At 60.1% G+C, this 15,593-nt stretch carries 12 protein-coding genes; 5 read left to right on the plus strand and 7 right to left on the minus strand.

The features are described 5' to 3' along the window. The first annotated feature begins 10 nt into the window (after positions 1 to 10). Both QO005_RS13365 and QO005_RS13370 read left to right on the plus strand, forming a co-directional pair. Entirely contained in the window at positions 11 to 1,279 is a 1,269-nt protein-coding gene (locus tag QO005_RS13365; RefSeq protein WP_307158547.1) for an SfnB family sulfur acquisition oxidoreductase, read from the plus strand. A 9-nt stretch (positions 1,280 to 1,288) separates the two neighbouring features. Then, positions 1,289 to 2,551: an SfnB family sulfur acquisition oxidoreductase gene (locus QO005_RS13370; RefSeq protein ID WP_307158548.1), complete on the plus strand. Its 1,263-nt coding sequence runs from the start codon at positions 1,289 to 1,291 to the stop codon at positions 2,549 to 2,551. A gap of 49 nt (positions 2,552 to 2,600) precedes the next feature. Here QO005_RS13370 and scpA read toward each other — a convergent pair whose 3' ends face one another. After that, a complete protein-coding gene (gene scpA / locus QO005_RS13375) occupies positions 2,601 to 4,739 on the minus strand; it encodes a methylmalonyl-CoA mutase (protein ID WP_307158549.1) in 2,139 nt (712 codons plus the stop codon). A gap of 106 nt (positions 4,740 to 4,845) precedes the next feature. Between scpA and QO005_RS13380 the strand changes: the two genes are divergently transcribed. Next, a complete protein-coding gene (locus QO005_RS13380) occupies positions 4,846 to 5,115 on the plus strand; it encodes a type II toxin-antitoxin system ParD family antitoxin (protein WP_307158550.1) in 270 nt (89 codons plus the stop codon). Continuing rightward, positions 5,105 to 5,464, plus strand: a complete 360-nt coding sequence (locus QO005_RS13385) for a type II toxin-antitoxin system RelE/ParE family toxin (RefSeq protein WP_307158551.1) — start codon at positions 5,105 to 5,107, stop codon at positions 5,462 to 5,464. Before QO005_RS13380 ends, QO005_RS13385 begins: the two co-directional genes overlap by 11 nt. A gap of 28 nt (positions 5,465 to 5,492) precedes the next feature. On the opposite strand, the gene QO005_RS13390 is transcribed toward QO005_RS13385, so the two are convergent. Both QO005_RS13390 and QO005_RS13395 read right to left on the minus strand, forming a co-directional pair. Beyond that, on the minus strand, positions 5,493 to 7,505 hold the full coding sequence (locus QO005_RS13390) for an acetyl-CoA carboxylase biotin carboxylase subunit (RefSeq protein WP_307158552.1): 2,013 nt from the start codon (positions 7,503 to 7,505) through the stop codon (positions 5,493 to 5,495). Between the two features lie 14 nt (positions 7,506 to 7,519). After that, positions 7,520 to 9,052: an acyl-CoA carboxylase subunit beta gene (locus tag QO005_RS13395; RefSeq protein WP_307158553.1), complete on the minus strand. Its 1,533-nt coding sequence runs from the start codon at positions 9,050 to 9,052 to the stop codon at positions 7,520 to 7,522. Between the two features lie 225 nt (positions 9,053 to 9,277). Between QO005_RS13395 and QO005_RS13400 the strand changes: the two genes are divergently transcribed. Then, entirely contained in the window at positions 9,278 to 10,717 is a 1,440-nt protein-coding gene (locus QO005_RS13400; protein WP_307158554.1) for a helix-turn-helix domain-containing protein, read from the plus strand. Between the two features lie 41 nt (positions 10,718 to 10,758). Here QO005_RS13400 and QO005_RS13405 read toward each other — a convergent pair whose 3' ends face one another. The 4 genes from QO005_RS13405 to QO005_RS13420 form a co-directional block, all read right to left on the minus strand. Then, positions 10,759 to 12,006, minus strand: coding sequence for an SfnB family sulfur acquisition oxidoreductase (locus QO005_RS13405; protein WP_307158555.1), 1,248 nt, complete (start codon positions 12,004 to 12,006; stop codon positions 10,759 to 10,761). 53 nt (positions 12,007 to 12,059) lie between these two features. Further along, complete coding sequence (sfnG, locus tag QO005_RS13410) at positions 12,060 to 13,163, minus strand: dimethylsulfone monooxygenase SfnG (protein WP_307158556.1); 1,104 nt, start codon at positions 13,161 to 13,163, stop codon at positions 12,060 to 12,062. 172 nt (positions 13,164 to 13,335) lie between these two features. Further along, positions 13,336 to 14,058: a histidine utilization transcriptional repressor HutC gene (gene hutC, locus QO005_RS13415; RefSeq protein WP_307158557.1), complete on the minus strand. Its 723-nt coding sequence runs from the start codon at positions 14,056 to 14,058 to the stop codon at positions 13,336 to 13,338. Between the two features lie 76 nt (positions 14,059 to 14,134). Beyond that, on the minus strand, positions 14,135 to 15,481 hold the full coding sequence (locus tag QO005_RS13420; RefSeq protein WP_307158558.1) for a formimidoylglutamate deiminase: 1,347 nt from the start codon (positions 15,479 to 15,481) through the stop codon (positions 14,135 to 14,137). Between the last annotated feature and the right edge of the window lie 112 nt (positions 15,482 to 15,593).

Raw genomic sequence — 15,593 nt, forward strand, 5'->3', positions numbered from 1 at the left:
GGTATCGATCATGGGCACTCTTCCAGAGACGAAGTTCGACTATAGCGTTCACCCGCGTGTCAATTCCGCCGACCCCGTGCCGCCGCGTCCGCGCCCGGCGGTGCCGGCCCATATCATTCGCAGCGATGCCGAGGCCATTGAAATTGCCGAGCGGCTGGCCGAGCGGTTCAAGGTGGGAGCGGCGCTGCGCGATCGCGAGGGCCTGTTGCCGTTGGCTGAACTCGATGAATATTCGCAAAGCGGGCTGTGGAGCATGAATGTGCCCAAGGCCTATGGCGGGCCGGAGATTTCCTATGCCACGCTGGCCAGGGTCATTGCAATCATTGCCTCTGCCGATCCGGCCATTGCCCAGATCACCCAGAACCATCTGGCTGTGGTTGCGACGGTCGAACTGGACGGAACGGAGCAGCAGAAGCAATTGTTCTTCAATTGGGCTTTGTCCGGCCTTCGTTATGGCAATGCCTTTTCCGAACTGAAGAGCAAGACCGTGGCTGCCTTCGAGACCAAGGTGCGGTTTGAAGGCGATGAAGTCATCGTCAATGGCGAGAAATTTTATACGACCGGGGCGCTTCTCTCGCATATCGTGCCGATTGTCGGGGTGGATGAAACCGGTCAGGGCTATCTGGTCTTTGCCGAACGGGATGCGCCGGGCCTGACGGTCACCAACAACTGGTCGAGCTTTGGCCAGCGCACCACGGCCTCCGGCTCGGTGAAGATCGAAAATGTGCGGCTGCCGCGTGTCCGCGCCTTGAAGGTCACTTCTTTCGATCACCCGACCGTCGGCGGGCCGATCTCTCAGATCATCCAGTCGGCCATCGATGCGGGCATTGCCCGGGGAACGATCGAAGATACGATTGCCTTCATCAAAACCCATAGCCGCCCCTGGATCGACAGCGGCAAGGAGACGGCGGGTGAAGATCTTTTCACCATCGCCGCTGTTGGCGATCTGAAGATCAAGCTGCATGCTGCCGAAGCCCTGCTGGACATTGCTGGCCGGGCCATCGATGCGGGCCGCGCCAATCCGACGCTGGAAACGGTGTCCGAGGCCACGATCAAAACCGGCGAATCCAAGGTCTTGACCACGGAAATCGCTATTCTGGCCGCCAACAAGCTGTTTGAGCTGGCGGGTACCCGCTCCACGCTGGCCGAGCATAATCTCGATCGTCACTGGCGCAATGCCCGCGTTCACACCCTGCACGATCCGGTGCGCTGGAAATTCTTTCATGTCGGCAATTATTACCTGAACGGCGTGCACCCGCCGCGTCACGCCTGGAATTGAGGCCGTCTCATGAGCAGCGATGATCGCATATTGCACCGTCAGGCGGCGCTAGTGGCCGGGCGTCCTGCGCCGCATATTCCGCCGCGCCGCCAACCGGCGCACCGGATTGCCGACGATGCGGAAGCCATAGCCACGGCGGAGGCGCTGGCGCGGGATTTTGCCGGGGGTGCTGTGGCGCGGGATCGTGAGCGGCGCTTGCCGCTTGCTGAAATCGAGCGGTTTTCACAGTCGGGTCTTTGGGCCATCACGGTGCCGAAGGCCTATGGCGGTGCAGGCGTTTCCGCCGCAACGCTGGCCGAGGTGACCGCCATCATCTCGGCTGCCGATTCCTCCATTGGCCAGATCCCGCAAAACCATTTCTACATGGTCGAAGCCTTGCGGCTGGCGGGAACGGAAGAGCAGAAGCGGCATTACTTCAGCCGGATTCTGGACGGCGACCGGCTGGGGAATGCCTTTACCGAGATCGGCACGAAGACGCCCGTTGATTACAAGACACGCTTTGCCGAAAGAGACGGCAAGCTGCTGCTGAACGGCCAGAAATTTTATGCTACGGGCTCGCTCTTTGCCCATATCATTGTTGCGGTTGCCAAAAATGAAGCGGGCAGGGTGCATATCGTCTTTATAGACCGGGCAACGCCGGGGGTAGATCTGGTCGATGACTGGAGTTCCTTCGGTCAGCGCTCGACGGGAAGCGGCACAGTGACCTTCGACGATGTCGAAATATCGCCGTTTCAGGTGGTGGATCACGAGGTGGTTTTCGAACAGCCGACACCGATGGGGCCGCTGGCGCAGATCATCCATGCCGCCGTTCAGGTGGGGATTGCCCGGGGCGCATGGAAAGAAACCCTATCCTATGTGCGCGCCCATGCACGTCCCTTCTTCGAACTGGAGATTGAGCACGGCTACGAGGACCCGCACAGCATCCATGCGGTGGGGGATGTTTCCGTCAGGGTCCATGCCGCAAATGCGCTGTTGGCACGGGCCGGGCAACGTCTTGATGCCGCCATCGCTGCGCCGGATGCAAAGAGCGTGGCTGAAGCGTCCATCGCGGTTGCCGAGGTCAAGGCCTATGGGACGGAAGCGGCACAGCTTGCGGCCACGAAGCTGATCGAACTGGGCGGTGCCCGTTCGACGCTGGAGACCTACGGCCTCGACCGGTTCTGGCGCAATGCCCGCACCCATTCCCTGCACGATCCCGTGCGGTGGAAATATCACCATGTCGGCAATTATTACCTCAACGGTCAGTTGCCGCCTCGGCATGGGGCGATTTGAGATAAGCCTCTTCAAGGCGAGGATGCGTTACCATCCTCAAGCCTTGATATTACTGATTTCGCCGCCGCCCTTCCATGAGGTCGAGAATGGCGCGGGCGGCGTCCAGCACATTGGTGCCGGGGCCGAAGACGGCGGCGACACCGGCATCCAGCAGGAACTGGTAATCCTGCCGGGGAATGACGCCGCCGACCACGACGATCACATCCTTTGCGCCGCGGGCTTTCAGCGCGTCGATCAGCTGTGGCGCCAGCGTCTTGTGCCCGGCTGCCAGTGAGGACATGCCGAGAATCTGAACCTTTTGGGCAAGCGCCAGTTCTGCGGCCTCTTCCGGTGTCTGAAAGAGCGGGCCCGCGACGATCTCGAAGCCGATATCGCCAAAGGCGGAGGCAATCACCTTCGCGCCCCGGTCATGCCCATCCTGTCCCAGCTTTGCCACCAGCATTTTCGGCTTCAATCCCGTGGTTTCGGCAAAGCTTGAAAGCCTTGTCGTCAGCGTTTTGTATTCGGGGTCGTTGTCATAGGCCGGGCCGTAAATATCGCTCACCACCTCCGGTATGGCGGCATGATCGCCGAAGATGGCGCGCATGGCATCGGAAATTTCGCCGACAGTGGCACGGGCGCGCGCCGCCTCGACGGCGGCTTCCAGTAGATTGCCGTCACCGCTCTCCGCCACAGCTTTCAGCGCGGAAAGGGTCTCTTCCACCCGCTTCGTATCCCGTTGACGCCTGATCTGCTCCAGCCGCTTGATCTGCGAATTGCGCACGGCGGTGTTGTCGATATCGAGAATGTCGATGGGTTCTTCGTTCTCCAGCCGATACTTGTTGACGCCGACAATGATCTCATCGCCCCGGTCCACCCGCGCCTGACGGCGGGTGGCGGCTTCCTCGATCATCCGCTTCGGCAGGCCATCAGCCACGGCCCTGGTCATGCCGCCCATGGCCTCGACCTCTTCGATCAAGGCCCAGGCCTTCTCCGAGAGCTCATGGGTCAGGCTTTCAACGTAATAGGAGCCCGCCAGTGGATCGACCACCTTGGTCACGCCGGTCTCGTGCTGGAGGATGAGCTGGGTATTGCGGGCGATGCGGGCTGAAAATTCGGTCGGCAGGGCAATGGCTTCATCCAGCGCATTGGTGTGCAGCGATTGCGTGCCACCCAGCACGGCGGACAAGGCCTCATAGGCGGTGCGGATGACGTTGTTGTACGGGTCCTGTTCCTGCAGCGAGACGCCGGAGGTCTGGCAATGGGTGCGCAGCATCAGCGATGAGGGTTTTTTCGGCTGAAACTCCTCCATGATCCGCGTCCAGAGCAGACGGGCGGCGCGCAACTTTGCCGACTCCATGAAGAAATTCATGCCGATGGCGAAGAAGAAGGAAAGCCGCCCGGCGAAATCATCGACATTCAGGCCGCGCGCCAGGGCGGCACGCACATATTCGCGCCCGTCCGCCAGAGTGAAGGCCAGTTCCTGCACCAGCGTCGCGCCCGCCTCCTGCATGTGATAGCCGGAGATGGAAATGGAATTGAACCGTGGCATCTCCTTTGCCGTATAGGCAATGATATCCGCAATGATCCGCATGGAGGGTTCCGGCGGATAGATATAGGTGTTGCGGACCATGAATTCCTTCAGAATATCATTCTGAATGGTGCCGGAAAGTTGTGCGCGGGAAACACCCTGTTCTTCCCCGGTGACGATGAAATTGGCAAGGATCGGGATCACTGCGCCATTCATGGTCATGGAGACGGAAATATCCTGAAGCGGAATGCCGTTGAACAGGATTTTCATATCCTCGACACTGTCGATGGCCACGCCTGCCTTGCCGACATCGCCCACGACACGGGGGTGATCGGAATCGTAGCCACGATGGGTGGCAAGGTCGAAGGCGACGGACACGCCCTGCTGACCGGCGAGCAGCGCCTTGCGATAGAAGGCATTGCTTTCTTCCGCCGTCGAAAAACCGGCATATTGCCGGATCGTCCACGGGCGGCCCGCATACATGGTGGCGCGGGGGCCGCGCACGAAGGGGGCAAAGCCGGGCAGGCTGTCCAGATGCGCGATATCCTGCACATCCTCCTTCGTATAGAGCGGCTTGACGGCAATGCCTTCCGGCGTCTGCCAGACAAGCTTTTCCGGCGAGGCCTTCAACTCTTTTTCCGCCAGCGCCTGCCAGTCAGCGATGGTTTTTCTCGTCATTGGCCATTTCCTTCCGGTGCCGTCGCCGTCATGAGCGCGGTATCGAGATTGACGAAATTGCTACTGGGTAGCATGATGAGAGTGTCCATCATGGGAGTGTGCCACCATGACCGTAAAAGCATCGGTTTCCATTTCCGATCAACAGGAAGCGTTCGCCCGCCGACTCGTTGATGAAGGACGCTATTCGAGCCTGAGCGCGGTGGTGCAACGCGGGCTGGAACTGCTGCGCGAAGAAACGGAGTTGCGTGAAGAGGAACGCGCGGCTTTGCGGACCCTCGTTGAGCATCGGCGCCAAGGCAGTTTCCTCTCAGAAGACGAAAGCCACGAGCGTATCGAAGCCATGATTGCCGCGAAGAAAGCGCAATATGGGCTTTGAGGTTCAGCTTTCGGAAGAAAGCGAGATCGATCTCGCTTTGATTCTGGATCACCTGATAGAGGCTTATTGTGCCCTGGGCGACCCCATCGCCGATGCCGTCAATCAGGCTGCCGGGCGGCTTCGCAAGATCCGAGACGATATCTTCAGTATTGGCGCCAGTCCCTATCAGGGCACGCTTTCCCCGGACATAGCCGCCGGGCTGCGACATGTGACGAAGAACCGCGCTATCATCTATTTCGATGTCGATGATGCCCGACAAACGGTTCGGGTGATTGCCGTTTTCTTCGGTGGACAGGATCATCAACGGCACATGTTGGCAAGGCTCGGCAAAGGATACCGCGACGCCTGACCTTTGATGCCAGCCGTAAGAGCCCATCTTATTCGAACTCCATGATCAACTCATCCACTGCAAGGCTTTGGCCCGCGCCTGTGGCCACCCGTTTTACCACGCCCCGCCGCTCGGCTTTCAGGACATTCTCCATCTTCATGGCTTCCACAGTGGCCAGTGTCTGGCCCGCCTCCACCGTATCGCCGGGCTGGACGGCAATGCTGGTGATGACGCCGGGCATGGGGCAGAGCAGCATTTTCGAGGTATCCGGCGGCAGTTTTACCGGCATGAGGCTTGCAAGCTCCGCCACGCGAGGGGAGTAGACACGGGCCGTGAGATCAACCCCATTGTGCCGCAGCCGGATGGCGGAGCCCTTGAGGTCAACCTTCACGCCCAGCTTTTCGCCGTTCAGCAGAAAATGCGCATGGGTCTGGCCCGGCTGCCAGGTGCTGGCAAGGGTGATGGTGTCTTGCGTTTGCGCAAATTCGACGCGGTCGATGTCGCCATCCGCTGCCAGTGTCACGGCGTGGCGCTCCTCTCCCAGATCCACCACCCAATCCGCGCCGATCACCCGGGCATGGTTGCCGATAGTGCCGGAAATCTGCGCCGCGCGCCTCTGGAGCCTCTGGTGAATGACGGCGGCAATGGCAGCGAGCGCCTGCGATGTGCTGGCATCCGGTCTGACGCCGGAGAAGCCTTCTGGAAACTCTTCCGCAATATAGGCCGTTGTCAGTCTGCCGGAGCGAAAACGCTCTTGCCCCATGACGGCGGACAGGAAGGGGAGGTTGTGGCCTATTCCCTCCACCTCGAAATCATTCAGCGCGGCTTGCATTGCATCGATGGCGGCTTCGCGCGTTTCACCCCAGGTGCAGAGCTTGGCGATCATCGGATCGTAATACATCGAGATTTCACCGCCCTCGAAGACGCCGGTATCGTTGCGCACCACCGTGCCATCGGCCTGCCTTCCTTCCTGCGGCGGCCGGTAGCGGGTGAGACGACCAATCGAGGGCAGGAAATTGCGATAGGGGTCTTCCGCGTAAAGGCGGCTTTCGATGGCCCAGCCGTTGAGCGTCACATCCTCCTGCGCAAAGGACAGCTTTTCGCCCGAAGCCACGCGGATCATCTGCTCCACCAGATCAAGGCCCGTGACAAGTTCCGTCACCGGATGCTCCACCTGCAGCCTCGTGTTCATTTCCAGGAAATAGAACTGGTTGGCCTTGCCATCGACGATGAATTCCACCGTTCCGGCGGAATGATAGCCAACGGCTTTCGCCAGCGCCACGGCCTGTTCGCCCATGGCCTTGCGGGTGGCGGCATCCAGAAAGGGTGAGGGGGCTTCCTCCAGAACCTTCTGGTTTCGCCGCTGGATCGAACATTCGCGCTCGCCGAGATAAAGGCAGGCGCCGTGCTTGTCGCCCAGAACCTGAATTTCGATATGGCGCGGCTCGGTGACGAATTTTTCGATAAAGATGCGGTCGTCGCCAAAGGCGCTTTTGGCTTCGTTTCGCGAGGACTGGAAGCCTTCCCGGGCTTCCGCGTCATTCCAGGCAATGCGCATGCCCTTGCCGCCGCCGCCAGCGGAGGCCTTGATCATCACCGGATAGCCAATCGATGCGGAAATGCGCACCGCCTCGTCCGCGTCCTCGATCAAGCCCATATGGCCGGGCACGGTGGAAACGCCTGCTTCCGCCGCCAGCTTCTTTGAGGTGATCTTGTCACCCATGGCCTGAATGGCGCCAACCGGCGGACCGATGAAGGTGACGCCCGCCTTTTCCAGCGCTTCGGCAAAGGCGGCATTTTCCGAGAGAAAGCCATAGCCGGGATGCACCGCATCCGCCCCCGTCTGGCGGATGGCCTCGAGGATCCTGTCGATGACGATATAGGACTGGTTGGACGGGGCCGGGCCGATATGTACTGCCTCATCGGCCATTTTTACGTGCAGCGCATTGGCGTCCGCATCGGAGTAAACCGCCACCGTCTTGATGCCCATCTTCTTCGCGGTGCGGATGACGCGGCAGGCGATTTCGCCACGATTGGCAATGAGAATTTTGGTAATCGTCATGGTTTGCCCCTGTCTCACAGCGGTATCGTGTCGTGCTTGCGCCAGAGGCAGTCCTGCTTCTTGGAGCGCAGGGCGGCAAAGGCCCGTGCAATGCGCCTGCGCGAGGAATGCGGCATGATCACCTCATCGATGAAGCCGCGTTCCGCCGCAACGAAGGGATTGGCAAAGCGTTCCTCATAATCGCTGGTGCGCCGGGCGATCTTTTCCGCATCGCCAAGCTCGGAGCGATAGAGAATTTCCGTTGCGCCCTTGGCGCCCATCACGGCGATTTCCGCCGTTGGCCAGGCATAATTCACATCCGCGCCAATATGTTTCGAGGCCATCACGTCATAGGCGCCGCCATAGGCTTTGCGGGTGATCAGCGTGACCATGGGCACGGTGGCCTGCGAATAGGCAAAGAGCAGTTTCGCGCCGTGCTTGATGATGCCGTTATATTCCTGGCTGGTGCCGGGCAGGAAGCCGGGCACATCTACCAGCGTCAGCAGTGGAATGTTGAAGGCGTCGCAGAAGCGAACGAATTTTGCCGCCTTGCGGGAGGAATCGATATCCAGGCAGCCCGCCAGCACCATCGGCTGATTGGCCACCACGCCGACAGTCTGGCCTTCGATTCGGATGAAGCCGGTGAGAATGTTGCGGGCAAAGCTTTCGGCAATCTCGAAGAAATCGCCCTCATCGGCAATGGCCAGAATGAGTTCGCGCATGTCATAGGGCTTGGTGGCGCTGTCGGGGATCAGCGTATCCAGCCGCATGTCCAGCCGCGCCGGATCGTCGTAAAACGGTCTGACCGGCGGCTTTTCGCGGTTGCTGAGGGGCAGGAAATCGAAGAGATCGCGCACCCGCATCAGCGCCTCGACATCGTTGTCGAAAGCGCCATCGGCCACGGAGGATTTTTTCGTATGGGTGGCCGCACCGCCCAGCTCTTCCGCCGTGACGATTTCATTGGTCACCGTCTTCACCACATCCGGGCCGGTGACGAACATGTAGGAGCTGTCGCGCACCATAAATATGAAATCCGTCATGGCCGGAGAATAGACGGCACCACCGGCACAAGGCCCCATGATCACCGAAATCTGCGGAATGACGCCGGAAACCTCGGCATTGCGGCGAAACACCTCCGCATAGCCCGCCAGCGAGGCAACCCCTTCCTGAATGCGTGCGCCGCCGGAATCGTTCAGCCCGATGACCGGCGCCCCGACCCTTGCCGCCATATCCATGACCTTGCAGATCTTCTGGGCATGGGTTTCCGACAGGGAACCGCCGAGAACGGTGAAATCCTGCGAAAACACATAGACCTGACGGCCATTGATCGTGCCCCAGCCGGTGACCACGCCGTCACCCGGCACTTTCTGGCCTTCCATGCCGAAATCGACGCAGCGATGGGTGACATACATGTCGTATTCTTCAAAGGAGCCTTCATCGAGCAGAACCTCGATGCGTTCCCGCGCCGTGAGCTTGCCCTTCTTGTGCTGGGCGGCAATGCGGGCTTCGCCGCCACCCAATCGGGCGGCCTGACGCCGCTGCTCAAGTTGATCCAGGATGTCGCGCATGTCCTCGCCCTTGCTCCTCCAGCATCTCCAGGAAAAGTGCGTAGCGGTTTTCCGTCTGCAGATGCATAAAACAAAGAGGGAGCGCGTTTCTGCGTTTCCGTGAAATATTGAAACGCTCTCCCCGCCTTATCAAAGGGATACACGCGCTGCTCACATTGCAAAACCGTGGAATGTGTGAAAATGTGCATACTTCAAAACTTCACTCTGAATTTTGTGAAATTGTGAATGGCGATCGGCAAACTCTATATCGGGCGCAAGGTTCGCGACCTTCGCCTTGCCAACCATGCGACGCAGGCCCAGTTTGCCGAGCGGCTCGGCATTTCCGTGAGCTATCTCAACCAGATCGAGAGCAACCAGCGCCCGGTCTCTGCCGCGGTACTCCTGTCGCTTGCCGACAAGTTCAAGATCGACCTCTCGGACCTTTCTGGCGGGGAGGGGGATCGCCTGCTGTCGGCGCTGGCGGAAACGCTGGCCGATCCGCTGTTTGGCGTGCATGGCGCAAGCGTTCAGGAATTGAAGATGGTGGTGCACAATGCGCCGGGCATCGCCCATGCGCTGATTACGGCCCATCGCGCCTATCGGCATAATTCCGAGCGGCTGGCCAGTATTGGCGACACGCTGGACCGCGCCGCCACCACCGTGGAGCAGACCCCCTATGAGGAGGTGCGGGATTTCTTCCACTTCATGGACAATTACATCCATGACATCGATGTACTGGCGGAAAAGCTGGCGGAAGAGATCGGCATCGGCGAGCAGGAGGCGAGCGGTGCGCTCTCCGATTATCTGGCAAGCCGGTTTCAGGTGCGCGTCCGCCGCATGGCCGAACCCAACGATGTCATCCGCAGTTTCGATGAGACGGGCCGCGTGCTGACGCTCAGCCCCTATCTTCAGCCCGCGACGCGGGATTTCCAGATGGCGTTGCAAATTGCGCAACTGGCGGGGCAGGAGGTGATCGATCGCATTCTACGGAATGCCGGTTTTCGCTCGAAGGAAGCGGTGGAGGTGTGCCGCATCGGTCTGCACAATTACTTTGCCGGTGCTCTGATCCTGCCCTATCGCCGCTTTCTGGCGGCTGCGCGGGATTTACGGCACGATCTCGATCTCTTGTCGGCGCGTTTCGGGGCCAGCCTGGAGCAGGTCTGCCATCGGCTCTCGACCTTGCAAAGGCCGGGTCACAAGGGCATTCCGATCTTTTTCGCCCGTATCGACCGGGCCGGAAACATCACCAAGCGCCACAGCGCCGCCAAGCTGCAATTCGCCCGCTTCGGCGCGGCCTGTCCGTTATGGAACGCGCATCGTGCTTTCGAGGCGCCGGGCCAGATTATCCGGCAACTGGCGGAAACACCCGATGGCGTGCGCTATCTCTGCATCGCCACCCAGATCACCAAGGGAGATCGCGGCTTTCACGCCCATCGCCAGCATTATGCCTTGGCGCTGGGCTGCGAAATTTCCTATGCCGACCAATTCGTCTATGCCGATACCATGGATCTTGGCAGCCGGATTGCCTATGATCCCATCGGCATTTCCTGCCGCATCTGCGAGCGCACCGATTGCGCCAGCCGCGCCGTTCCCTCGATCAAGAGCCAGTTGATCATCGATCACCACCGGCGCGGGCCGCTGCCCTATAAAATCCGCTCGATCACGGAGACCGAGCGGCAGGTATGAGCTTTTTTGCGCGTGTTTCCGTGAAACCCTGAAGAAAACTGTCAGCTCCAGGCATGCAAGGGCGGTTTTTCGCCATTGAGGAAATAATTGCCGAGAATGGCGTATTTCCAGCGCACCGGATCATGCAGGGTATGGGTGCGGGCATTGCGCCAATGGCGGTCGAGCTGGTGTTCTGCCAGCGTCGAGCGGGTGCCGGCCAGTTCGAACAGCTTGTTGGTGGCGGCAATGGCAATTTCCGTCGAAAGCACCTTGGCTTCTGCCGTCACGATCTGCGCTTCCGCAACGGTGTCGGCAGTCGGATTGAGGATGGCGCGGTCGATGGCATGGCCCGCTTTTTCCAGCAGGGCCTGGGCGGCATGCAGCCTGAGCGTCAGGTCGCCCACGGCCTGAATGGTGTAGGGGTCCTGCCAGGCGTGATCCACGCCGCTATCCACCCAGGCGCGGCTTTTGCTGCGCACGAAGGAGACCGTTTCATCAATGGCTGCCTGAGCGATGCCGGTATCCACGGCCACCTGGATGATCTGGAAAATCGCACCATCGGCGGTGGGGACTTCATAGCCTTTGTAGCCCGGTACCAGATGGGTTTTCGGCACTTTCACATTGTCGAGGATCACCGTCCCGGAGAGCGTGGTGCGCTGGCCGAAGGAGGACCAGTCGTCGATCACCGTCAGGCCGGGCGCATCGCGTTCGGCAATGGCATACCAGGCGCGGCCCTGATCATCGAGCGCGACGATGGGCACCAGATGTGCCAGAAGCGCACCGGAGGAGTAGAATTTCCGGCCATTGACGATGACGTGGTCACCATGATCGGTGAATTTCGTCTCGAAATCCACGGCGCGCTTGGAGCCGAATTCGGAAAAGGCATTGCCGAAGCGCGTGCCTTTCAGAACTTCGGCAAAGAGAAGGCGCTGTTGCGTCTCATCGGAGACCGTCCTGATGGCCGCCACGACGCCGAGATGGTTCTGCGCGATCTGGCCAATGGAAGAATCGGCGGCGGAGATGATCTCGATCACCTTGGCCAGCGTTGCATAGGAAACCTCCGGCCCGCCGAATTTTTTCGGCACATTGATCGACCACAGACCGCTCTGGGAGAAGGCATCCAGTTCGCGTACCGGCCAGATACGGTCCCGGTCCCGCGCCGCCGCGCCGGGCGCAAATTCTGCCGCCAGCACTTTTGCCACCGCAATGGCTTCGGCGTCGTCCTTGATGATGTGGGCCGGTTCGCGCGGCCGCGCTACGGCTGGCACGCCATGGGTTTCGTCGCGGCTTTGAAATTGGGCAATGGTCATGGAAAACTCCTTTGAAAGGCAAGGATGCGTGAAAGGCTGCGCCTGCCCGTGGATTATTCTGCAGCGATGGCGGCTGCGGCTTCCGCCTGTTCCAGTTCGCGCACCAGCGGAATGACGTGTTTGCCGAAATAGTCCACCTCCTCCTGGAAATGCAGGAAGCCGAGAAGGATGAGGTCAGCCCCGGCCTGTTTCAGCCGCAGAATGCGCTCTGCCACCTGGCGTGGCGTGCCGATCAGGTTGGAGCGGAAGCCGTCATTATACTGGACGAGATCCTCGAAGCTGGATTTGGCCCAGTTGCCTTCCCCTTCCGGTGAGGCCTTGCCCGCGTTCTTGACCTCATGGCCGAAAGCATTCACGGCCTCGGGATTGGCCTTTTCGATGATTTCCGCCAGAACCGCCTTGGCTTCCTCCTCCGTCTCCCGGACGATGGCGAAAGCGTTGACGCCCACCTTGACGCTGTGATTGTTGGCGCGTGCCTTGGTCCGAATATCGTCCACCTGCTTGGCGATTTCTTCCGGCGTATTGCCATTGGTGAAGTACCAGTCGGACACACGGGCGGCCATGTCGCGGGCGGCGCGGGACGAGCCGCCCTGGAAGATTTCGGGCTGCGGATCGATCGGCTTCGGTTTCAGGGAATAATTGTTGAAGCGGTAGAAATCGCCCCGGAAGGTGAAATTGTCTTCCGTCCAGATACCGCGCAGCGAGCGGATGAATTCCTCAGAACGGCGATAACGTTCGTCATGGTCGTACCATGGTTCGCCAATGGCATGGAATTCGCCCCGGAACCAGCCGCTGACGATGTTGACCGCGATACGGCCATTGGTGAGATGATTGATGGTGGCAATCTGCTTTGCAGCCAGCGCCGGGTTCCACGGACCGGGCAGAAGGGCGGCAATGACCTTGAGCGTCTTGGTGGATTCCAGCAGGGCATGGCTGAAAGAGACAGATTCATGCTGGAATTCCGCGCCGTAACCGGCGGTAAACCGGATCTGGCTCAGCGCATAGTCGAAGCCGCTGGCCTCGGCGATCTGGGCGAGCTTGCGGTTATAATCAATAGTCCAGGACGTGCGTTGCTCGATATTCGAGATTACCAGTCCGCCCGAGACATTCGGAACCCAGTAGGCAAATTTCACTGCATCACGATGTGCTTCAGTCATGCTCTTTCCTCCGGTCAAATGCGAGCGCTTCGGTCAGTTCGAGCTTTCGCAATTGCCCTATTAATCTATGGAATTTATAGAAATTAAAGCAAAACGGTTCCAAATCCGGCGGGTGAAACGGTGCCGTTTCCCTTGGCGGGCAGCTTTGCGGAAAATCCGAAAATTGGATTGTTCAGGCGGAAGCGGGCGTGAAGCGGGCGATCAGCGCATGCTGCTCACCGGGATAGGTGAAGCGCACGAAGGTAACGGCCTTGCCGTCATGCCAGGTGCGGCGCTCCACCACGAGGCAGGCGGCATGACGGGAAAGCGAGAGGGTGCCGGCCATCTGCTTGTCGGCGGATACGGCGCGGATTCGGTGCTCGGCGGCGCTCCACGGCACTTCCATCCGGAGCCATTTGCCCGGTGCCGTTCCGGCAAAATCCGCCTCCCGCGCTTTGGGCACCACATCGAGATTGATCAGGCGGTATTCATGGCAAAAGGGCGCGTCTGCGGCAAAATGCACGCACTCGATTTCCAGAAGCGTCGTATTCTCACCCAAAGCCAGTCCCGTGAGATCCTCGTCGGATGCCCGGCGCAACCGCTGTGACAGCACGGCAAAGCGGTAGTCCCGGTTCAGCGAGCGAACTTCAGCCTCGATATCATGGAGTTCGAGAACGGCGGACTGGACCTGCGGCTGGGCGACGAAGCTGCCGGACTTCTTGCGTCTTTCGATCAATCCGGCGCTCGCAAGCTGCGTCAGCACCTTGTTCACCGTCATCCGCGAGACGTTATAGGATTTTGCAAGCTCCACCTCGAAGGGCAGGCGAAAGCCGGGCGGCCATTCACCGGAGACGATACGGGTCTCGATATCGCCGAGAATTTGCTGATGCAGGGTCGGTGAGGGCTTCGCGGTCATGAGTGTTTCCGACGCAATGGTCAGGCGTGGCTTATAGACTATGATGATACCGGAGCAAACGCCGGTGCTTCCCTCGCTACCGTGAAAGCAATTGCACCATCGTTTTCTGAAAAGCACGGGCGATTTCGCCGCGGCGGATATGGTGGCCTTCGCGCACCACCTGCTGCCCACGGACCCAGACCGTATCGACACCGATGCCGCCTGCGAAAATCCAGTGATCCAGCACCTGATCCGGCGAAAGATAGGGCACGGCGCTGGTGTCCAGCGCCACCATATCGGCATCGCCCCCGATGCTCAGGTGGCCTGCCCCGTGCAGCGCAAGGCCGCCGCCGCGAATGGCGCGGTTAAACAGGTTGAGCCCGGTGGATTGGCCGGGGGCTGCAATGACGTTGCGGGATTTCAGATGCAGGCGCTGCGAATATTCAAATTGCCGCAATTCTTCGGACACGGAGATCCGGATATTGGAATCCGATCCCACACCGAACTCGCCGCCCTCTTCAAGGAAAAGCGGGCCTGCAAAGGTGCCATCGCCCAGATTGGCTTCGGTGATCGGGCACAATCCGGCAATGGCGCCGCGCCGGGCCATGGTGGCGGTTTCGGCTTCCGTCATGTGGGTGGCATGGATCAGCGTCCAGCGCCGGTCCACCGGCGCATGATCCAGCAGCCATTGCACGGGTCTTGCACCGCTCCAGGCTAGGCAATCTTCCACTTCCTTCATCTGTTCGGCGACATGGATATGGATCGGTCCTTTTTCGGCGAGCGGCAGGATCTCTATGAGTTCCTGCGGTGTGACCGCCCGGAGGCTGTGGGGAGCGATGCCCAGGCGGGCGCTTGGCATGTCTGCCAGCAGATCCCGGCAGCGCGTGATCAGCGTCGTAAAACTGTCCACCGAATTGATGAAGCGTCGCTGGCCTGCCGTGGGCGCCGCGCCGCCAAAGCCGGAATGGGCGTAAAATACCGGCAGCAGCGTCAGGGAAAGCCCCGTTGTCTCAGCGGCGGCGACGATGCGGCCAGCCAGTTCACCGATATCGCCATAGGCCTGCCCGTTGCTGTCGTGATGCAGGTAGTGAAATTCGCCGACGCGCGTGCAGCCGGCTTCCAGCATTTCCATGTAAAGCTGGCCGGCCACGGCTTCCAATTGCTCCGGCGTGAAGGCAAGTGCCATCTCGTACATGAGCGTGCGCCAGCTCCAGAAACTGTCGCTGTCCAGCCCACGCCGTTCGGCAAGGCCCGCCATGGCGCGCTGAAAAGCATGGCTGTGCAGATTGGCAAGGCCGGGCACGAGCGCGCCATGCCGCTCGTCTTCCGCTTCTGGGGCTTTGCCGGTCTCAAGCGAGGCGATCAGCCCGTTGTCGATGCCGATCCGCACATTCTTCGCCCAGCCGGTTTCCAGAAGCGCTGCCGTTGCATGAATGTGTTTCATCTGTGCTTTTCCTCCGGTGGACCTCTTCTGGCTTTTCACGCCGTGGGGGGCATGATGAGCATGCAAAAAGCCGGTTGCCAATCTGAAATTATGTATATACATGTTTTGAGCA

Origin of the sequence: Allorhizobium paknamense, from assembly GCF_030815125.1 — a bacterium.
In the GTDB taxonomy this organism is placed as follows: Bacteria; Pseudomonadota; Alphaproteobacteria; order Rhizobiales; family Rhizobiaceae; genus Allorhizobium; species Allorhizobium paknamense.